This window comes from Arthrobacter sp. K41 (genome assembly GCF_059089645.1).
The window spans coordinates 57,719-76,617 of sequence record NZ_JBNHEW010000004.1; the positions used below are offsets into that span (position 1 = coordinate 57,719).

15 protein-coding genes are annotated in these 18,899 nt (G+C 64.8%); 7 read left to right on the plus strand and 8 right to left on the minus strand.

Features of this window, described 5'->3' with window-relative positions; translation table 11 throughout:
* Window positions 1-39: 39 nt before the first annotated feature.
* Window positions 40-948, minus strand: coding sequence for a factor-independent urate hydroxylase (gene pucL, locus AC5RTE_RS10890; RefSeq protein WP_494041416.1), 909 nt, complete (start codon window positions 946-948; stop codon window positions 40-42).
* 367 nt (window positions 949-1,315) lie between these two features.
* On the opposite strand from pucL, the gene AC5RTE_RS10895 reads away from it, so the two are divergent.
* Window positions 1,316-1,495, plus strand: coding sequence for a hypothetical protein (locus AC5RTE_RS10895; protein WP_494041417.1), 180 nt, complete (start codon window positions 1,316-1,318; stop codon window positions 1,493-1,495).
* Window positions 1,496-1,522: 27 nt separating this feature from the next.
* Here AC5RTE_RS10895 and xdhC read toward each other — a convergent pair whose 3' ends face one another.
* From xdhC to AC5RTE_RS10910, 3 genes are read right to left on the minus strand one after another with little or no spacing between them, the layout of a single operon-like run.
* Window positions 1,523-2,329, minus strand: a complete 807-nt coding sequence (xdhC, locus tag AC5RTE_RS10900) for a xanthine dehydrogenase accessory protein XdhC (protein ID WP_494041418.1) — start codon at window positions 2,327-2,329, stop codon at window positions 1,523-1,525.
* 1 nt (window position 2,330) lies between these two features.
* Window positions 2,331-4,718 carry a xanthine dehydrogenase molybdopterin binding subunit gene (gene xdhB / locus AC5RTE_RS10905; RefSeq protein WP_494041419.1) on the minus strand — a complete coding sequence of 796 codons (2,388 nt, stop codon included), beginning with the start codon at window positions 4,716-4,718 and terminating at the stop codon, window positions 2,331-2,333.
* Window positions 4,715-6,211, minus strand: coding sequence for a xanthine dehydrogenase small subunit (locus AC5RTE_RS10910; RefSeq protein ID WP_494041420.1), 1,497 nt, complete (start codon window positions 6,209-6,211; stop codon window positions 4,715-4,717). The genes xdhB and AC5RTE_RS10910 overlap by 4 nt, the downstream gene beginning before the upstream one ends.
* Before the next feature lie 223 nt (window positions 6,212-6,434).
* Between AC5RTE_RS10910 and AC5RTE_RS10915 the strand changes: the two genes are divergently transcribed.
* Together AC5RTE_RS10915 and AC5RTE_RS10920 are read left to right on the plus strand one after the other, a co-directional pair.
* Window positions 6,435-7,415: an aldo/keto reductase gene (locus AC5RTE_RS10915; RefSeq protein WP_494041421.1), complete on the plus strand. Its 981-nt coding sequence runs from the start codon at window positions 6,435-6,437 to the stop codon at window positions 7,413-7,415.
* 38 nt (window positions 7,416-7,453) lie between these two features.
* Complete coding sequence (locus tag AC5RTE_RS10920; RefSeq protein ID WP_494041422.1) at window positions 7,454-8,107, plus strand: uracil-DNA glycosylase; 654 nt, start codon at window positions 7,454-7,456, stop codon at window positions 8,105-8,107.
* 56 nt (window positions 8,108-8,163) lie between these two features.
* Here AC5RTE_RS10920 and aceE read toward each other — a convergent pair whose 3' ends face one another.
* Window positions 8,164-10,920 carry a pyruvate dehydrogenase (acetyl-transferring), homodimeric type gene (aceE, locus tag AC5RTE_RS10925; RefSeq protein WP_494041423.1) on the minus strand — a complete coding sequence of 919 codons (2,757 nt, stop codon included), beginning with the start codon at window positions 10,918-10,920 and terminating at the stop codon, window positions 8,164-8,166.
* A 305-nt stretch (window positions 10,921-11,225) separates the two neighbouring features.
* Here aceE and AC5RTE_RS10930 point away from each other — a divergent pair, with 305 nt between their 5' ends.
* From AC5RTE_RS10930 to AC5RTE_RS10940, 3 genes are read left to right on the plus strand one after another with little or no spacing between them, the layout of a single operon-like run.
* Window positions 11,226-12,794: an NCS1 family nucleobase:cation symporter-1 gene (locus AC5RTE_RS10930; protein ID WP_494041424.1), complete on the plus strand. Its 1,569-nt coding sequence runs from the start codon at window positions 11,226-11,228 to the stop codon at window positions 12,792-12,794.
* A gap of 14 nt (window positions 12,795-12,808) precedes the next feature.
* Window positions 12,809-13,552 (plus strand): aspartate/glutamate racemase family protein, encoded by a 744-nt coding sequence (locus AC5RTE_RS10935; protein WP_494041425.1) that lies wholly within the window; start codon window positions 12,809-12,811, stop codon window positions 13,550-13,552.
* A gap of 57 nt (window positions 13,553-13,609) precedes the next feature.
* Window positions 13,610-14,371 carry an SDR family oxidoreductase gene (locus tag AC5RTE_RS10940; protein WP_494041426.1) on the plus strand — a complete coding sequence of 254 codons (762 nt, stop codon included), beginning with the start codon at window positions 13,610-13,612 and terminating at the stop codon, window positions 14,369-14,371.
* 3 nt (window positions 14,372-14,374) lie between these two features.
* Here the strand turns inward: AC5RTE_RS10940 and AC5RTE_RS10945 are convergent, their stop codons facing one another.
* The 3 genes from AC5RTE_RS10945 to AC5RTE_RS10955 all read right to left on the minus strand — a co-directional run bounded on the left by AC5RTE_RS10945 (window position 14,375) and on the right by AC5RTE_RS10955 (window position 17,487).
* Window positions 14,375-14,752, minus strand: coding sequence for a sterol carrier family protein (locus AC5RTE_RS10945; RefSeq protein WP_494041427.1), 378 nt, complete (start codon window positions 14,750-14,752; stop codon window positions 14,375-14,377).
* 113 nt (window positions 14,753-14,865) lie between these two features.
* Complete coding sequence (locus AC5RTE_RS10950; RefSeq protein WP_494041428.1) at window positions 14,866-15,882, minus strand: asparaginase; 1,017 nt, start codon at window positions 15,880-15,882, stop codon at window positions 14,866-14,868.
* A gap of 36 nt (window positions 15,883-15,918) precedes the next feature.
* Window positions 15,919-17,487: a molybdopterin-dependent oxidoreductase gene (locus AC5RTE_RS10955; RefSeq protein ID WP_494041429.1), complete on the minus strand. Its 1,569-nt coding sequence runs from the start codon at window positions 17,485-17,487 to the stop codon at window positions 15,919-15,921.
* Window positions 17,488-17,581: 94 nt separating this feature from the next.
* On the opposite strand from AC5RTE_RS10955, the gene purD reads away from it, so the two are divergent.
* Window positions 17,582-18,898, plus strand: coding sequence for a phosphoribosylamine--glycine ligase (gene purD / locus AC5RTE_RS10960; protein ID WP_494041736.1), 1,317 nt, complete (start codon window positions 17,582-17,584; stop codon window positions 18,896-18,898).
* Window position 18,899 lies beyond the last annotated feature (1 nt).

Consider the following 18,899-nt stretch of genomic DNA (forward strand, 5'->3'; position numbering starts at 1 on the left):
GTAAAAACTCCGGGCGGTGTAACGGGTGGCGCTTGAGCTTTAGCAGAAGCCGGCGATGCCGGACCAGGCAGCGGGAGCTGCGGCTGCGTCTTCCCGCTGGACGGTAGCCTCGATCAGGCCGTAGGGACGGTCCGCCGCGTAGAAGACCTCATTGGGGTTGTCGAGGCCGAAGGGTGAGAGGTCCACGAGGAAGTGGTGCTTGTTGGGCATGGAGAACTTGATCTCGTCGATCTCGCTGTGGGCCTCCAATACTTTGGTGCCCATGTCAAACAGGGTTTGCTGCAGGGCGTGGGAGTACTTCTCGGTGAAGCCTTCGAGCAAGAGTCCCCTGACGTCCTCGTAGCTCTTGTTGAAGTCCATCGCGCTGAAGTCGGTTCCGGTCTTGAAGCGCCAGCGTGCCGAGACGTCGGTGGCCAGGATGCGGTCGGTGGTCTCCTGCAGGGTGGTGTACCTGTCCTTCGGGTAGCCCACGAAGCCGGACTGGGTGGACTTCAGGACGGTCAGGTCCTTGAGTCCGGAGATCAGGTGGGTGGTGGCGCCGTCGCGGACCAGGACGGCTGTGCGGACTTCCTGGCCGTTGCGCACGAAGGAGTGGTCATGCCCGGCGCCGTGGGCCTGGATTCGGTCCCAGCTGTAGGACTCGGCCTCCCAGCGGCCGCCGGTCACCCAGTCGAAGCTGGAGGTGAAGTGCTCGCCGAGCCGAAGCAGGAACGCCTCGGGGGAACCGACACCGTCGCGGGCGAAAGCATAGATGGTGTTCTTCTGGGTGTCGGTGGCCACCACGTGGGCGTTGTCGCCCTCGAGGTGTGCGGCCGAAAAATCACCACGCAGCTGCGAGGTGACGTTGAGGTCTTCGATTTCGTGGCGGTCGCTGTCGCGGGTGATCTTGACGACCCGGACTTCGGCCTTTCCGTACTGGTTTTCGCCGAGGATGATTTTGCTGCTCATGGTCAGATTCCCAACTTCAGGTATGTGGGACCACAGTCCCGCATAGAAATTAAGCGCGCGTTTCCCGCACGTTTCTTGTACCGTCGGCCCACAAAAAAGAGCCGACATCAATAGATGTCAGCTCATTACGACCCTGCCTGCTGCTCCCAGGTTACGTGACCTGCGCCACGAATTGACAACCAGCGTACCTCCGGAATCCGGTGGTGTACATCACAGGTTCAAAATTCGGTTTGTGACTGCGGGCAAGCCTGGGCCGCCTTCAGCCGGCGGGCGCGCACCCTTGACGGCATAGCTTGAGCGTTCTACGCTTTCCACTGAACGATAAGTATTTTCCATAATATGAAACGACAGCATGAAGGAGGGCGAGATGGACCTGCAGGACAAGAACGGCTCGATGGAGTTTCCGGCGGTTGGCCAGGAGTTGTACCACCCATATGGAGGCACGGACCCGGACTTTCATATTCCGGCTGACTGCGACCGGCGGGGCCGGGGCTTCTCGAACTGGCTGCGCGGCCTGCCTGTCTTCGGGCGCCCGCGCTCCATGTAATTGCGCGGATCCTGCTCCTTGTGCTGCCTACCGTCGCTGGGCTGAAGGAAGCCCGCGCAGCAGCGCCGCCGCCGCGCTCACAGCAATGACAGCCGGGTGCTTGCCCGGTATATCTGGTAAGCCGATCGGGCATTGGATCCGGTCAATCTCTGCATCAGTAAAACCTTCCGCCCCCAGCTTTTGCCGGAAGCGAAGCCACTTGGCCCGTGAGCCGATCAGCCCCACGCTTCCCAGGTCTCCGCGGCGCAGGGCCGCATCACACAGAAGGAAGTCCTCGGAGTGGTCGTGGCTCATGATGAATACGTGGGCGCCGGCGGGCAGCTCCCGAAGGAACGAATCCGGAACCGGTGTGTGCACGGCACGCACGTCCGCGACACCAGAAGCCACGTCCGCCAGCCGGTCGGCGTCGAGCTGCTCCCCGCGGCTGTCCACCAGATACAGGGTCATTGGCATCCGTGACAGGATGCGGCCGAGTTCATATCCCACATGCCCCACGCCGAAGACCGCCACGGTGGGAAGGGACAGGAAGGGCTCCAGCAGCACCCGGACTTTTCCTCCGCAGCACTGCCGGCCGTGCTGCGCGGGGGCATGCTCACTAAGCGAGAACTCGGCGTTTTGGGGCGCGGAGATACCCCGGGCCATCATGTCGCGGGCTTGATCCACCACCGTTGCCTCGAGATTGCCTCCGCCGATGCTGCCCCAGGTGGAGTCTGCCCCGACAACCATTTTGGCGCCCGCCTCCCGGGGTGCGTGGCCACGCACTTCGGACACCGTGGCCAGGACCCCAGGCAGGCTTGCGGTCCTCAAGTACTGCAGGGCTTCCAACCAGTCCATGTCACAGCGCTGACGTCGGGACCGGCGGCCGGAGGGCGTCGCCGTCGGGTGTGTCATGGAACGGAGCGGTTATCCGTTCGAGCGCCCAAAACACTTCTTCCGGGGTTGCGGGGCTGCCCAGCGCTACCGAGCTGCCAGGCGGGCCGAAGGCTGCGACAGCGGCGCGGAGTGCCTCGCGAACGCTGATTGCCAGCATGAGCGGAGGCTCACCTACGGCTTTGGAACCGTAGACGACGCCGCTTTCAGTGGCACGTTCGAAGAGGTGGACATTGAATTGCTCCGGCATTTCGGAGAAGCTCGGCAGTTTATAGGTGCTGGCTGATGCGGTGGCCAGCCGTCCCCGCGTCGCGCCGTCGGATACATCCCACCGCAGGTCCTCAAGGGTCAACCACCCCGCGCCCTGCACAAAGCCGCCTTCAATCTGGCCAACGTCGATCATTGGCGAGAGGCTGTCGCCGACGTCATGCACGATGTCAGCGCGCAACTGGCGGTAGGTGCCGGTGAAACGGTCCACCTCCACTTCAGTTACCGCTGCCCCGTAGCTGAAGTATTTGAAAGGCTCACCCTGCATCCGGGCGCTGTCCCAGTGCAGTCCCTCGGTCCGGTAGTACCCTGCTGCCCATAGCTGGACGCGCTGGAAGTAGGCGTCGTGGACCACTTCGGCGAAGCTGAGCCAGCGGTCGTGGAACCCGATGCCCGTTACCTTTCCGTCGTCGAACCGTACATCGTCCGGGTGGATGTTGAGCCTCCTGGCTGCCACGTCAGCCAGCCGGGCACTTATCTGTTCGCAGGCGTTCTTCACTGCCCCGCCATTGAGGTCCGCGCCCGAGCTTGCGGCCGTGGCCGAGGTGTTGGGGACTTTGTCGGTGCGGGTAGGAGCGAGCCGGATGAACGAGAGGGGCACACCCAGTGCGGTGGCCGCTACCTGGCGCATCTTGGTGTGCAGGCCCTGCCCCATCTCGGTGCCACCGTGGTTGATGAGCACGGACCCGTCCTTATACACATGGACCAATGCGCCGGCCTGGTTGAACGCAGTGAGGTTGAAGGAGATGCCGAACTTCACGGGTGTTATCGCCAGCGCCCGTCTGGTGGCGGGGTGAGCTGCATTGAATACGGTGATATCCGCCCGCCGCCGTTCCACGTCAGCGCGGTCCAGCAGCGTGTCCCAGACGGCCAGCAGCCGTTCCGCGTGGCGCACCGGCTGCCCGTAGGGTGTAGTCTGCCCGGGCTGGTAAAAGTTGCGGCGGCGAAGCTCGGCCGGATCCAGGCCCAGCAGGGGTGCGCAGCGGCCCAGCAGGTCCTCGATCACGAGCATCCCCTGCGGGCCGCCGAACCCGCGGAAGGCTGTCTGGGATGTTTTGTTCGTCCTGGCGACGCGCCCGTGGACCTCGATGTTGGGGATGTAGTACGCGTTGTCAATATGGCACAGCGCCCTCGCCAGAACGGGCTCCGAGAGGTCCAGGCTCCAGCCTCCGTCGCTGGTGAGGGTGGCTTTGAGTGCCTGGAGGCGGCCGTCCGGGCCGAATCCTGCTTCCCAGCGCGCGTGGAATGGATGGCGCTTGCCGGTCATGGTGATGTCCTGGGTCCGGTTGAGGCGGAGGCGGACGGGGCGTCCGGTCAGGATGGCACCCAGCGCCGCGACTGCCGCGAATCCGTGCGGCTGCATCTCTTTGCCACCGAAGCCTCCGCCCATCCGAAGGCACTGCACAGTTACCTCATGGTTATGCAGGCCCAGCACGTGCGCCACGATTTCCTGTGTCTCGGAGGGATGCTGGGTGCTGGACTGCACAAAGACCTGCCCGCCGTCGTCGATGTGCGCAAAGGACGCATGGGTTTCAAGGTAGAAGTGCTCCTGGCCGCTGAACTCGAACTCGCCCGTGAACCGGTGGAGGGAGCTTTCCAGGGCCTGCGCCGGATCCCCGCGGGAGATGGTGGGCTGGTGGCCCTGGAAGCTTCCGGCTTCCATGGCTTCGGACAGCGTCATGAGGGACGGCAGGGGTTCGTAGTCGACTTTGACTGCCTCCGCCCCCAGCCGTGCCGCCTCCAGTGTTTCGGCGAGGACCCAGCACACGGCGTGGCCGTAGAACATGACTTCGCTGGGGAAGAGCGGTTCGTCGTTTTTGGCGCCGGCATCGTTGACGCCCGGAACGTCCGACGCCGTGAGGACCTTCACGACGCCGGGAACCTCAAGTGCCTCCTGGGTCTGCATGGCCAGGATCCGCGCGTGGGCGTGGGGTGCCTGGACGGGCCACGCGTGCAGGACATTCCGGGTGTGGACTGCAAGGTCATCGGTGTAGAGGGCGGTCCCGGTTACATGCGCCGCAGCGCTCTCATGGGAAACCGCGACCCCAACAACAGGGTTGACGGGACGGTCTGCCAAGGACTTCACCGTGCCTCCTCCAGTGCCGAAGCGTTCCCTGCCTGGAACCGCAGCAGGGCCTGCCCCAACATGGCCGAGCGGTAGAGGGCACTCGCGCGCATGTCATCGATAGGTGTTCCCTCACCCGCCATTACTGCAGCTGCCCGGGCCACCGTGCCAGGGGTCCACGGCTGGCCGGACAGCGCCTCTTCGGTTGCGAATGCCCGGATCGGCGTGGCTGCCACGCCGCCGAGCCCGATCCGGACCGATGCCACGACGCCATCAACAACCTGCAGCGCAATGGCGACTGACACGCTGGAGATGTCATCAAAGCGCCGCTTGGCGACTTTATAAAACGCGGTGTTTTCAGCCAGCGGCAAGGGTATCCGGACTGCGAGGAGCAACTCATCCGGCCTCCTGACACTCTGCCGGTACCCGGTGTAAAACTCCGAGAGCGGCACTTCACGTTCCTCCTCCGCCGAGGACAGGACAACCGTTGCATCCAGTGCGAGGAGTACCGGTGCGGTGTCGCCGATGGGGGAGCCGGTGGAGAGGTTCCCGCCGAAGGTAGCTGCATTGCGGATCAAACGGGAAGCGAACTGTGGAAACAGCTGGCCCAGGAGGGGTACACGACCGCCGAGGCCGCGCTCAACCTCCGAAAGCGTCAGGGCAGCCCCGATCTCGATGTGGCCGGAGCCGAGCGTCAGCTGCCGCAGCTCTTCCAAGCGGTCAATGGCGAGGACCAGGGGAGGCCTGGCGTGCCGAAGATTTATTTCAACTCCAAGGTCGGTTGCACCTGCCACCACCGTCGCGCCGGAGTTCTCGCGCAGCGTTTGCAGCGCCTCGTTAAGGGTCCGGGGGCGCAGGAACCGCGCCCCTCCGTCTGTTCGGGTGTGCATGGCCGGCGGCGCAGGCAGGTTTTGCCGGGTGCGCAACAGATCTGCTTCGGGGGGCTGCCCGAGCGCGTAGGCCGCATCCCTGATGGGCCTGTAGCCGGTACAGCGGCAGAGGTTTCCGCTGAGCGCATGCAGGTCAAAACCGTTTGGACCGCATTCGTGGTCAGTGGCGTGCTCTTCACCAACGAGGTCAGTGCCGGTCCCTTTGGTTGCCTCGGCGGGGCTCCGGTCCGGGCGGTAGTACTCGGCAGCCATGGAGCAAATGAAGCCGGGGGTGCAGTATCCGCACTGGGACCCGCCCCGGTCTGCCATCTGGCGCTGGACAGGATGGAGACCTTCCTTGTTCTGCCCAGTGGCGGTCCCGGCCAGACCTTCAGCAGTGATGATCTCTTGGCCGTCGAACGCAAGGGCAGGGGGCAGGCACGCGTTAACGGATGTCCAGCGGCTGTGACCGGGCCCATCCGGGCGCACCACCAGGACCGCACAGGCACCGCACTCTCCCTCGGCGCAACCCTCCTTCGCGCCTGTGAGGCCTTCTCCCCTCAGCCAATCAAGAAGCCTGGTATGAGGACTGGTGCCACTGCAATCGCGGGCCTGCCCATTGACGACTATCTTCATTCCGTCCATGCTTCTCGCTCCCGTACGAACCAGCCCTCCACGCCAAGCAGACCTCCGATTCCGGGCAGCGAGCCAGCGGCCCCGCCGGAATGCCCGTCACCTGTCCGATGTGATTAAGCTTACACACGCCGCCGGAAAGCGTTTTTCCACAAAGCGCCGGCGGCGGGGGATTTCCGCAGATGGATCAACGCCGACTTCATGTGTTGGGGTTTCCACGCCATATAGTCATGGGATGGAACAGCGGATTTTAGGCAAGACCGGACGGAACGTGTCCACTGTAGGACTGGGTACCTGGCAGCTCGGCGGGGACTGGGGCGCCGTCGATCCGGCACAGGCCCAAGCCATTTTGGCGGCGTCGGTCGAGGCGGGAGTGAACTTCTTTGACACCGCCGACGTTTACGGTGACGGCAAGAGCGAGCAGGCCATCGGGAAGTTCCTCGCGGATAACCCCGGGCTGGACATCACGGTGGCCACCAAGATGGGCCGGCGCGTGGACCAGCAGCCGGAAAATTACAGCCTGGCCAACTTCCGGCAGTGGGTGGACCGCTCGCGGAAGAACCTGGGAACGGACACGCTGGACCTGGTCCAGCTGCACTGCCCGCCCACCCCAATTTTCAGCAGCAGCGAAGTCTACGACGCCCTGGACACCCTGGTGTCAGAAGGCGCCATCCGCAACTACGGCGTCAGTGTTGAGCGCACGGATGAGGCAATGGAAGCGATCCGCCACGAAGGCACCTCCTCCGTGCAGATCATCCTGAACGCGTTCCGCCTCAAGCCACTCGACGAGGTGCTTCCCGCCGCGAAGGCGGCGAACGTGGGCATCATCGCCCGTGTCCCGCTCGCTTCGGGTCTGCTCTCCGGCAAGTACACCAAGGAGACTACCTTCGCGGAAAACGACCACCGGAACTACAACCGCAATGGTGACTCTTTCGACGTCGGCGAGACGTTCTCCGGGGTGGACTACGAACTCGGGCTGAAGGCCGTGGCAGAGTTCCAGCAACTGGTCCCTGCCGGCGCCACCACGGCACAGGCCGCCATCGCCTGGATTGCCGCTCAGGACGGCGTTACCACCGTGATTCCCGGCGCGCGCAACATAGAGCAGGCGACGGCCAACGCCGCTGCCGCCGGTATCGCTGTTGGTGAAGACTTCGACAGTGGAGTCCGCTGGATCTACGACCACTACTTCCGCGAGGCCATCCACCCGCGCTGGTAACCCGCAGGGCTTATTCCTGACGGGAAATGGGAGGGCGAATGGTGGCAACTTCCGTCAGCACCTTTGTGGAGCGGCTGTCCATTGTTCCGTCAGGACCCGGGCTCAACAACTTCCTTGACCACCGGGAACCTGCTAATGCCCAGCGCCGGCGCAACCTGGAGCTTTACCTCCAGGAGATGCTGGAGTGTTCCCCAAGGGTGCTGCTCCTCGGCGAGGCGCCGGGTTTTCGCGGCATGAGGATCACCGGGATCCCCTTCACCAACCGCACAATGCTTCAGGGGCCGGCCAACAGTTTCGGCGTGTTCGGGCCGGGCAAGGGCTACACACTGCCTCCGGAGGCTGCCGGAGTGGCGGCGGAGCCTACCGCAACGGTGATGTGGGAGGTCCTGGCGGAACTGAAGTTCCTTCCACTGCTCTGGAGCGCCTGCCCCTTCCATACCCATGTGCCAGGGGACCCCCAGTCCAACCGCACGCCCCGGACAGTCGAGGCCAGGCTGGGAATCCCGTTCCGGCAGGCGCTGACAGAACTCTTCGGCATCAAAACCGTGGTGGCAGTGGGCAACGTGGCACACCGCGCCCTGCTTTCCAGCGGCTATAGCGCGCCGAAGGTGCGGCACCCGTCCCATGGCGGACGCTCCGGCTTCAAGCGGGGACTTGAGGAGCTGCTGGAAGCCGGACTGGAGGGCCGGTAGCCCTTCGCGCAACCAAAGCCCGGGGGCCGGCCCTGCCCGCCGCGCGGCGCTGCAGGTCAGGCGTCGCCGCCCGCCCCGCCGGTAGTGCCGGCGTTCACGTCCAGGAGCTTGTAGCGGTCCATCGCGTACTGCGGTGCACCCTCCTCCACTTCGCCCCTTGCCGCGAGCATCTGCAGGGCTTTCACCACGATGGAGTGGATGTCGTTTTTGAAGAAGCGGCGGGCTGCGGCGCGGGTGTCGGAGAAGCCGAAGCCGTCGGCGCCGAGGGTGGCGAATTCGTTGGGGACGAATTGGCGGATCTGGTCCGGGACGGCTTTCATGTAGTCCGAGACGGCGACGACGGGTCCGGTGGCGCCTTCGAGTTGTTTGGTGACGAAGGGGACGCGGGCGGGCTGGCCGGGGTTGAGGAAGGCTTCTTCTTCGGCCGCCATGCCGTCGCGGCGCAGTTCGTTCCAGGAGGTCACGGACCAGACGTCTGCGGAGACGCCCCAGTCATCGGCCAGGAGCTGCTGGGCTTCCATGGCCCAGGGCACGGAGACGCCGGAGGCGAGGATCTGGGTCCGGGGACTATCTTGCCTCAGTCCTTCGGCTTTCGCCGGGTTGAGCAGGTAGATGCCCTTGAGGACACCTTCGACGTCGAGTTCTTCGGGTTCGGCCGGCTGGGTGATGGGTTCGTTGTAGACCGTGAGGTAGTACATCAGGTTCCGGTCATCTGATTCCGGCCCGTACATGCGTTCGAGGCCGTGACGGATGATGTGGCCCATTTCGTAGCCGTAGGCGGGGTCGTAGGTGACCACGGCGGGGTTGGTGGAGGCAAGGAGGGGGGAGTGGCCGTCGGCGTGCTGGAGGCCTTCGCCGGTGAGGGTGGTCCGTCCTGCGGTGGCGCCGATGATGAACCCGCGGGTCATTTGGTCTGCTGCTGCCCAGAACGCGTCGCCGGTGCGTTGGAAGCCGAACATGGAGTAGAACACGTAGACCGGGACCAGGGGCACGCCGTGGGTGGCGTACGCGGTGCCGGCGGCGGTGAACGCTGCGACGGCGCCGGCTTCGTTGATGCCGGGGTGGATCAGCTGGCCTGCGGGGGATTCCTTGTAGGCCAGGACCAGGTCCCGGTCCACGGAGAGGTAGTTCTGGCCCTTGGGGTTGTAGATCTTCGCGGTGGGGAAGAACGCGTCCATCCCGAACGTGCGGGATTCGTCCGGAACAATGGGCACAATCCGGTGCCCGAACTTTTTGTCCCTGATGAGGTCCTTGAGCAAACGCACGAAGGCCATGGTGGTGGCGGCCTGCTGCTTGCCCGTGCCGCGCTTGGCGACCTCGTAGGACTTCGCGTCCGGGAGGGTGATTTCGGCGTGCTTGGACCGGCGTTCGGGGACCGAGCCACCCAGGGCGGCGCGGCGTTCCATCATGTACTGGATCTCCGGCGCGTCCATGCCGGGGTGGTAGTACGGGGGCTGGTACAGGTCTTTGTCGAGCTGGTCATCCGTGATGGGGATCCGCAGGTGGTCGCGGAACTTCTTCAGGTCATCGAGGGTGAGTTTCTTCATCTGGTGGGTCGCGTTGCGGCCCTCGAAGTGGGGTCCGAGGCCGTAGCCCTTGACGGTTTTGGCGAGGATGACGGTGGGTTTGCCCTTGAACTCAGTCGCTGCCTTGTACGCGGCGTAGACCTTGCGGTAGTCGTGGCCGCCGCGTTTGAGGTTCCAGATCTGGTCATCGGTCAGGTCCGCGACCAGGTCCTTGGTGGCGGGGTCCTTGCCGAAGAAGTGTTCGCGGACGAACCCGCCGGATTCGGCCTTGTAGGTCTGGTAGTCCCCGTCAGGGGTTTCGTTCATGATCTTCACCAGCGACCCGTCGGTGTCCTTGGTGAGCAGGTCATCCCATTCCCGGCCCCAGACGACCTTGATCACGTTCCAGCCCGCGCCGCGGAAGAACGCTTCGAGTTCCTGCATGATCTTGCCGTTACCGCGCACCGGCCCGTCCAGGCGCTGAAGGTTGCAGTTGATCACGAAGTTCAGGTTGTCCAGGTTCTCGTTCGCGGCGAGCTGGAGCAGGCCGCGGGATTCGGGCTCGTCCATTTCCCCATCGCCCAGGAACGCCCAGACCTGCTGGTCACTGGTGTCCTTCAGGCCCCGGTTGTGCAGGTACCGGTTGGACTGGGCCTGGTAGATCGCGTTCATCGGCCCGATGCCCATGGACACGGTGGGGAATTCCCAGAAGTCCGGCATCAGGCGCGGGTGCGGGTAGGAGGACAGGGCGTGCCCGGCCCGGGACTTTTCCTGCCGGAACCCGTCCAGGTCCTCCTCCGAAAGCCGGCCTTCCATAAACGCCCTGGCGTACATGCCGGGGGAGGCGTGGCCCTGGAAGAAGACCTGGTCCCCGCCGCCGGGGTGGTCCTTGCCGCGGAAGAAGTGGTTGAACCCGACCTCGTACAGGGTCGCGGCCCCGGCGTAGGTGGAAATGTGCCCGCCCACGCCGATGTTCGCCCGCTGCGCACGGTGGACCATCACCGCAGCGTTCCAGCGCATGTACGCCCGGTAGCGGCGCTCGAACTCCTCATTGCCCGGGAACTCCGCTTCCTGGTCCACCGGGATCGTGTTCACATAATCGGTAGTGGTCACCATCGGCACCCCGACGCTCTGCGCACCGGCACGCTGCAACAGGCTCCGCATGATGTATTGGGCACGCTCGGTACCCTGTTCCCTGATCAACGAATCCAGGGACTCAACCCACTCGGCGGTCTCTTCCGGATCACGATCAGGCAGCTGGTTAGTCAACCCGCTGAGGATATGGGAGGTATCTTCTCCTGCAGCCACGGGAGCCTCATTTCATCATCGAATGGCCCTTGTTTTCATATTGTGAGAAAACAATCTTGCAATACGAGATTAGGACGGTTGGGGATGCGCGGTCAACACGACAGGGCCTCCCAATGCCGCGCGGATAACAAAGAACCGCTGCCAACCAATTGTGACCGGCGCGGAGGTCGGGGCATCTTGACCAAGGGTGACCCAGGTCATACTCTTATTTCACCATTCAATATCTCGATTCCGCAATGTGGAATAGAAGACTGGCCCCTAGCGCCGTCCTTACCACTGCGGATCCTCCCAGAATTGAGACCCTTATGCAGACCCCTCCGCCGGTCGGCGTCGACGCAGCTCCACACCTGACAGCGCCGTCAGTTGCCTCCGCCCACCCTTCCCTTAGCGTTGAAGCTCTCTGCGACTCAGCCAGCGCAGCATCCGGCCAAGCCATCAGCCCCACCCTTTATAACGTAGATCTTGCTCCCACTAAGCGCGCCGGCCGCAGCTGGTCGGGCTACAGCATCTTCACCCTCTGGGCCAACGACGTGCACAGCCTGGGCAACTATGCCTTCGCCATTGGGCTCTTCGCCCTGGGCCTGGGGGGATGGCAGATCCTCCTGGCACTCGGCATCGGTGCAGCACTGCTGTTCGGCCTCCTGAATCTATCCGGCTTCATGGGCGTGAAAACCGGCGTTCCGTTCCCGGTGATGAGCCGGATCAGTTTCGGGATCAGGGGCGCCCAAATCGCCGCCCTCCTGCGCGGCGCGGTGGCCATTGCCTGGTTCGGCATCCAGACCTACCTCGCCTCGGTCGTCTTCCGCGTCATGCTTGTAGCGATGTTTCCGCCCCTTGCCGCCATGGACAAGGACTCCATACTGGGCCTCTCCACCCTGGGCTGGATTGCGTTCGTCATCCTGTGGGTCGTCCAGCTGGTCATCGTCAGTTTCGGCATGGAAATGATCCGCAAGTACGAGGCGTTCGCCGGTCCCGTCATCCTGGCCACCATGGCAGCCATCGCCGTCTGGATATTCATCGAGGCCGGCGGTGCCATCGCGTGGTCCTCCAACAACGCCCTCGAAGGGCCCGAGATGTGGCTCACCATCTTTGCCGGCGGCTCCCTATGGGTTTCCATCTACGGCACCTTTGTCCTGAACTTCTGCGACTTCACCCGCTCCGCCGTCTCGAAAAAGGCTGTTGTGCGCGGAAATTTTTGGGGCATCCCCATCAACATGCTCGTCTTCGGCGCCATCGTCGTGGTGATGGCCGGAGGGCAGTTCAAAATCAACGGCACCATCATCCAAAGCCCGTCCGACATCGTCCAGACCATTCCCAATACATTTTTCCTTGTGCTGGCCTGCCTCGCCCTGCTGATCCTGACCATCGCGGTTAATCTCATGGCGAACTTCGTGGCCCCCGTCTACGCCCTGACCAACCTGTTCCCCAAGCGGCTGAACTTCCGCAAGGCGGCCATCGTCAGCGCCGTTATAGGCCTGGTCATCCTGCCTTGGAACCTCTACAACAACCCCTTGGTCATCGTGTACTTCCTGGGCGGCCTCGGTGCCCTCCTCGGCCCGCTGTTCGGCGTCGTTATGGCTGACTACTGGCTGATCCGCCGCGGCAGGGTCAACGTTCCGGAGCTCTACACTGCCTCGCCGGCCGGAACCTACTACTACAGGAACGGCGTGAACCCCCGCGCCATCATCGCCATGGTGCCGGCAGCCGCCGTGGCGCTGTTGATTGCGTTTGTCCCGGCGCTGGCGGCAGCGGCACCCTTCGCGTGGTTCTTTGCGGCAGGGATCGCAGCAGCTGTGTATTTCTTCATCGCGGACCGCTCCCAGCGGCTGGAAGACCGCGACGGCGAGGCCATTGCCATCGCCAGCACCCACTGACTAAGGAAACTTCGATGCGCATACTCGTTGCGAACGTCAACACCACCGCGTCCATGACGGACTCCATCGCCGCCTCAGCCCGGAACATCGCCGCCCCCGGCACGGAAATCGTTGGCATAACGCCACGGTTCGGCGCGGACTCCTGCGAAGGAAACTTTGAAAGCTACCTGGCCGCCATCGCCGTAATGGATGCCGTGACCCGTTACCCGGAACCGTTCGACGCCGTAGTACAGGCAGGGTACGGGGAGCACGGACGTGAAGGGCTGCAGGAGTTGCTGGACGTTCCGGTGGTGGACATCACCGAGGCAGCAGCCAGCACCGCCATGTTCCTGGGCCACAAGTACTCCGTGGTCACCACCCTGGACCGGACCGTTCCGCTCATCGAGGATCGACTCAAGCTTGCCGGGCTGGATGCCCGCTGCGCCTCGGTGCGGGCCAGCGGCATGGCAGTCCTGGAACTTGAGGAAGAACCCGAACGCGCAGTGGAAGCCATCATCAACCAGGCGATGCTCGCAGTAAGCCAGGACAAGGCGGAAGTCATTGTGCTTGGCTGCGGCGGCATGGCCGGCCTGGACGAACAGATCAAGCAACGTGCGGGCGTCCCGGTGGTGGACGGCGTGGCGTCCGCCGTCGCCATCGCCGAATCCCTCGTCCGCATGCGCTTGTCCACATCCAAGGTCCGGACCTACGCTGCACCGCGGCCCAAGACCGTCATAGGCTGGCCGCTCAACAACACAGGCGTGCCGGCTTCGCTGTAGGCGGCAACCCCTTACATTGGGGCAAAGGTGCTGCGCAGCGGCCAAGAGGAGAAGAGCTTGAACCAACCCCAGCCCCCCGAACGCGTGGCCGTGGTCACCGGAGCAGGATCCGGCATCGGCCGGGCAGTGGCCCGCGACCTCCTGGCTGATGGTTTCGCCGTTGCCCTTGCCGGGAGGCGCGAACAGCAACTAATGGAGACGGCGGACGGCCACCGAAACGCACTTCCGGTGACCTGCGACGTCACCCGGCCCAACGACGTCGAGCAGCTTTTCGAGGCCACCCGCCGGCAGTGGGGCCGGGTGGACCTGCTGTTCAACAACGCCGGCATCTTTGGGCCGGCGGCCAGCGTGGACGAGATCTCGCTGGCCGACTGGGATGCCACCGTGGCGGTGAACCTCACCGGCTCGATGCTGTGTGCTGCGGCCGCCGTGCGGGCTATGAAGTCGCAGGATCCGCAGGGCGGCCGGATCATCAACAACGGTTCCATCTCCGCGCACTCGCCCCGGCCCCGGACGGTGGCTTATGCCGTCACGAAGCACGCCCTGACCGGACTGACTAAAAGCATCGAGCTGGACGGCCGGGACTACGGCATCACCTGCGGGCAGATCGACATCGGCAACACGGCCACGGAGATCATGGACACCATCGGTGTGGGGGACGGGGCGCTCCAGGCGGATGGCAGCCGCCGGGTTGAACCCACTTTTCCCGTTGAGGATGCAGCCCGGGCAGTGCTGATGATGGCCAACATGCCGGCCTCTGCCAGCGTGGGGTCAGTAGTGGTGACGGCTGCGGGCATGCCGTTTATCGGCCGCGGCTGAACCCTAGAGGGGCAGGAGCGCCGAAAGGTCCGCGCGCAGGCCTGAAGCGGCCACCTTGCCCGCCGCTACTGCCTCGCCCCAGCTCAACTCGCCGGTCACCATCGCAAGCCAGGTGGCGGCGTCGCACTCAATCACGTTCGGCGGGGTGCCGCGCGTGTGCCGCGGTCCCTCCACGCACTGCGTAACGCCGAAGGGCGGGACCCGCACCTCCACCGAATTGCCCGGCGCCCGCGCGGTGACTTCCTCAAGCGTGTACCTCACCGCGGTGGCCAAAAGTGCCCGCGGGACTCGAACGTTCGACGACGGCTCCGCGGCTTTACGCCACGCCTCCACCGCAGCGGCGCCCTCTTCGATATCGATCCGACGGCGGGCAACAGGCATGTTTCCGGCTTTCTTACGGTGCGGGTTATGTGGGGACGGCCATCAGGCTACCGCGCCAAGGCTTTGCGACAGAATCAGCGCGGGTACCACGGGAAAATCTGTGGGTACCTTCCTCAGTCCAGCAGCGCCGAAACCGCCGGGCCCAGTCTGATCTGTCCCACGGGACGGCCGCCGCCCAGCACCGGCTCCACCACTTTCTCCAGAACGCTCGCAACCCCCGGGATTTCCACGGCGCCGGCAGCTGCGAGAAGCGTCAGGGCCACCAGGGAGGTGGCCCTGGTATTCCCGTCCAGTATCTTGACGGCCACGGAAACACCCTGCGGCGTGGCCATGGCGAGGACACCTTCGGCACCCACCTTGGCGATGACCTCCAGCTCGTCCATCACCAGGGTGTTGGCCTCGCCCCGGCCCTGAACCGCCCACGGGTAATCAAGCATCGACGTCGCGATGGTGGCGGCACGGGCGCTGAAACTTTGGTCGCCGGGCGCCTTGGCCAACTGGGAGAAACCCCGTGCCAGCCCCTTGAGGGAGACCGCCGCCACAGGCGCACCGCAGCCGTCGATCCCCAGGTGCGCGATCTTCTCGCCCGTGTACTCCTCGATAACCGTGCGGACCCGCTGCTGCAGAGGGTGGTTGGGCTCCAGGTAGCTGTCGGTGTCCCAGCCGTTTTCCGTGCAGGCCCACAGGAAAGCTGCGTGCTTGCCCGAACAGTTGAACGCCAGCCTGGACTTGCCGCGCTCGGAGCGCACCAGCCAGTTGCGCGCCGTTTCATCCTGCGGCCAGGCCTCGGGGCACTGCAGTTGGTCCTCCCGGACACCGGCGGCCTTGAGCATCCCGGACACCACGTCCATATGGTCCAGGGAACCCACATGGCTCGCGCAGGCGAGGGCAACCTGGGCGCCGCGGAGGGGCACCCCGGACTGCATCGAGGCCAGTGCCTGGAATGGCTTCAGGGCTGACCTGGCGAAAATAGGGGTGTTGATGTCGCCAAGCTCCGTGACCACTGTCCCGTCCGCCGCCAGAAGGACGGCGGAGCCGATGTGGCGGGACTCCACGAAGCCGCTGCGCTCAATCACGGCCAGTTCGACGGCGGAGTCCACGGTGAAGGTGGCGTGCGGATTATGCGGCATGGTGCCAGTCTATGGGCCTGCCTGCCGGTTGGCGGGCTACTCCACGGTGACCATGACCGACTGCCAGCCGGAGGCACCGTCCGGAACGGGATCCGCCCGCTGGTCCGTCTGCACCTCACCGGAACCGTCGGTGGCACGGACTTTGATGTAATGGGGCCCGGGTGTGGCGTCCCACTCATAGGACCACTGGCGCCACGTCACCAGGGATGCCTCGGTGGACAGGTCAGCTGCCACCCAGTCCCCGTTGTCGATCTGGATCTCCACCTTGGTAATACCGCGCGTCTGGGCCCAGGCCGTGCCGCCGACGGCGACCTTTCCGGCCGGGACTTTCGCGAAGGACTTGGGGACGTCCACGCGGGCCATGGTCTTGATGGGTCCGCGCTCCGACCATCCGCGCTCGGTCCAGTAGGCCCTGTTGTCTGCGAACCTGGTGACTTCGAGGTCCACCACCCACTTGGTCGCGGAGACGAACCCGTACAGTCCCGGAACCACCATCCGTACCGGGTAGCCGTGTTCGAGCGGGAGCGGCTCGTCGTTCATGCCGATGGCCAGCATGGCGTCACGGTCGTCCTGCAGGACCTCGAGCGGGGTGGAGGCGCTGAAGCCGTCGATGGAGGTTGAAAGCACCATGTCCGCCCCATCCTTCGGCTTTGCCCGCTTCAACACCTCGCGGATGGGCAGGCCCAGCCATTTGGCGTTGCCCGCGAGATTCCCGCCCACGGGGTTGGATACACAGGTGAGCGTGACGTGCGATTCGATGAGCTCGGCGTCGAGCAGGTCCTGGAACGTGAGCCGGACTTCTTCCTCCACCAGCCCGTGCACGCGAAGCTCCCACTCGTCCGCATTGATCTCCGGGACGCTGAGCGCCGTGTCAATGCGGTAGAACTCGCCGTTGGGCGTCACCCACGGGGCCACGCCCGGCACCGGTGACTGGACTCCGGCCGGAACCGCTGCAGCGGGCTTTGCCGGTGCGGGAAGCTGCAAGGCGTCCCGCGCCTGCGCGATGTTGCTGCGGGCTGCACTCAGGAGGCGGCCGCCGGCGGCGGCAATTCCGGCCCCGGCTGCGGTGATCCCCGCTGCGGCGAAGAAGCGACGGCGGCTGGTCCCGGCGACGTCCCTGGCAAGGTCAGCGTCAACCCCCGGCCGAACCGCCGGCTTCCGCAGCAGCACAATCAGGAACCGCAGGGCGGCCAGGCCGGCGAGTGTCCCCACCAGCGAAGGGACAGCATCAGCAGGCCCCACGCCTGCCCGGGTCAGCACACTGGCAATAATCACCGCACCCATGAACAGGACCCCCAAAACCCCCAACGCCCACCGCCTGTATGCCACCACGCCCAGCACGCACGCCAGGACGGCGATAGTCAGGCCCATGCCCACGAAGAGCGCGGCCTTGTCATTAGTGCCGAATGTGGCGATCGCAAAATCCTTCAGCCACGACGGCGTGAAGTCAATGAACGTCGAACCCAGCGCGAACAAGGGTGTGGCGCGCGCGGTGAAGAAGGCTCCCACGAGCTCAGCCACGGCCAGGACGACGGCGGCAGACACCATACCTGCCAGCGCTGCCATGGTGGTGGGATTTTTGAGCCGGTTCCGAAGCTTTTCCATGGCATAGGTTCGGAGCGGACCGGCCTGGGGATTGTTTTTCCGGGACTGACACAGCTTAGGACCGGGCAGGGTGCACAAAGTACCCTTGGAGACTGTGAAGGTACTCGTCATCGGCCCCGGAGGCCGCGAACACGCTATTGTCCGCTCCCTGCTCGCCGATCCCAACGTGTCCGAGGTCCACGCAGCTCCCGGCAATGCGGGTATCAGCAAGTTGGTTCCCACCTACAACATCAACAGCAACGATCCCGACGCCGTCGCCGCCCTTGCCACCAGGCTGGCCGTGGACCTCGTGGTGGTCGGCCCGGAAGCGCCGCTGGCAGCTGGAGTCTCCGACGCCGTCCGTGAAGCCGGCATTCCGGTCTTCGGTCCCAGCAAGGCGGCCGCGCAGCTCGAAGCGTCAAAGGCGTTTGCCAAGGAAATCATGGCGGAGGCCGGCGTGCCCACAGCCATGGCGATGGTGGCCACGAACACTGAGGAAGCGGCTTCTGCCCTGGACACCTTCGGCGCACCCTACGTGGTGAAGGACGACGGACTCGCTGCCGGCAAGGGTGTGGTGGTCACCAGGAACCGGGACGAAGCCATGGCGCACGCGCAGTCCTGCTTCGACGCCGGCGGCTCGGTGGTCATCGAGGAGTTCCTGGACGGTCCCGAGGTCTCCCTCTTTGTCTTCTGCGACGGCCACAACACGGTGGCGCTGTCACCGGCCCAGGACTTCAAGCGGATCTTCGACAATGACGAAGGGCCCAACACCGGTGGAATGGGCGCGTACACCCCCTTGGAGTGGGCCCCTGAAGGCCTTGTCCAGGAGGTCATCGACCGGGTAGCCCAACCCACGGTCAACGAGATGGCCAGCCGCGGCACCCCGTTCGTGGGCGTGCTGTTCGTGGGGCTCGCGCTGACTTCGCGCGGCACCCGCGTCATCGAATTCAACGTCCGTTTCGGCGATCCCGAAACCCAGGCCGTGCTGGCCCGGCTCAAGACGCCCCTCGGCGCCCTGCTGCTCGCAGCCGCTAAGGGCGAACTGGACAAGGCGGAAGAGCTGCGCTGGGCAAAGGAGACAGCCGTCGCAGTCGTCGTCGCATCGGAGAACTACCCTGGCACCCCACGCACCGGCGACCGGATCCGCGGGCTGAAAAAGGTGGAAGAGCTGGAAGGCGTGCACGTGATCCACGCAGGCACCTCCTTTGACGAGTACGGCAAAGTGGTTTCAGCCGGGGGCCGCGTGCTCGCTGTCGTCGCGCTGGGCAGCGACCTGGTGGAAGCGCGTGAAAGAGCATACGACGGTGTGGAGCTGGTTCAGCTGGAAGGCTCGCAGTTCCGGACGGACATCGGTGGCAAGGCTGCCCGTGGCGAGATCAAGGTCCCGTCCGCGTCGACCAGATCCCTGCCTGTAACGAAAGCGAAGGCTTAGC

Bases quoted from the DNA above. Each gene is read 5' to 3' on its own strand.
- pucL (WP_494041416.1), bottom strand. From the start codon at position 948: ATGAGCAGCAAAATCATCCTCGGCGAAAACCAGTACGGAAAGGCCGAA.
- AC5RTE_RS10935 (WP_494041425.1), top strand. From the start codon at position 12,809: ATGCGCATACTCGTTGCGAACGTCAACACCACCGCGTCCATGACGGAC.
- AC5RTE_RS10895 (WP_494041417.1), top strand. From the start codon at position 1,316: ATGGACCTGCAGGACAAGAACGGCTCGATGGAGTTTCCGGCGGTTGGC.
- AC5RTE_RS10930 (WP_494041424.1), top strand. From the start codon at position 11,226: ATGCAGACCCCTCCGCCGGTCGGCGTCGACGCAGCTCCACACCTGACA.
- AC5RTE_RS10955 (WP_494041429.1), bottom strand. From the start codon at position 17,487: ATGGAAAAGCTTCGGAACCGGCTCAAAAATCCCACCACCATGGCAGCG.
- AC5RTE_RS10915 (WP_494041421.1), top strand. From the start codon at position 6,435: ATGGAACAGCGGATTTTAGGCAAGACCGGACGGAACGTGTCCACTGTA.
- AC5RTE_RS10910 (WP_494041420.1), bottom strand. From the start codon at position 6,211: ATGGACGGAATGAAGATAGTCGTCAATGGGCAGGCCCGCGATTGCAGT.
- AC5RTE_RS10920 (WP_494041422.1), top strand. From the start codon at position 7,454: ATGGTGGCAACTTCCGTCAGCACCTTTGTGGAGCGGCTGTCCATTGTT.
- xdhC (WP_494041418.1), bottom strand. From the start codon at position 2,329: ATGGACTGGTTGGAAGCCCTGCAGTACTTGAGGACCGCAAGCCTGCCT.
- AC5RTE_RS10945 (WP_494041427.1), bottom strand. From the start codon at position 14,752: ATGCCTGTTGCCCGCCGTCGGATCGATATCGAAGAGGGCGCCGCTGCG.
- AC5RTE_RS10950 (WP_494041428.1), bottom strand. From the start codon at position 15,882: ATGCCGCATAATCCGCACGCCACCTTCACCGTGGACTCCGCCGTCGAA.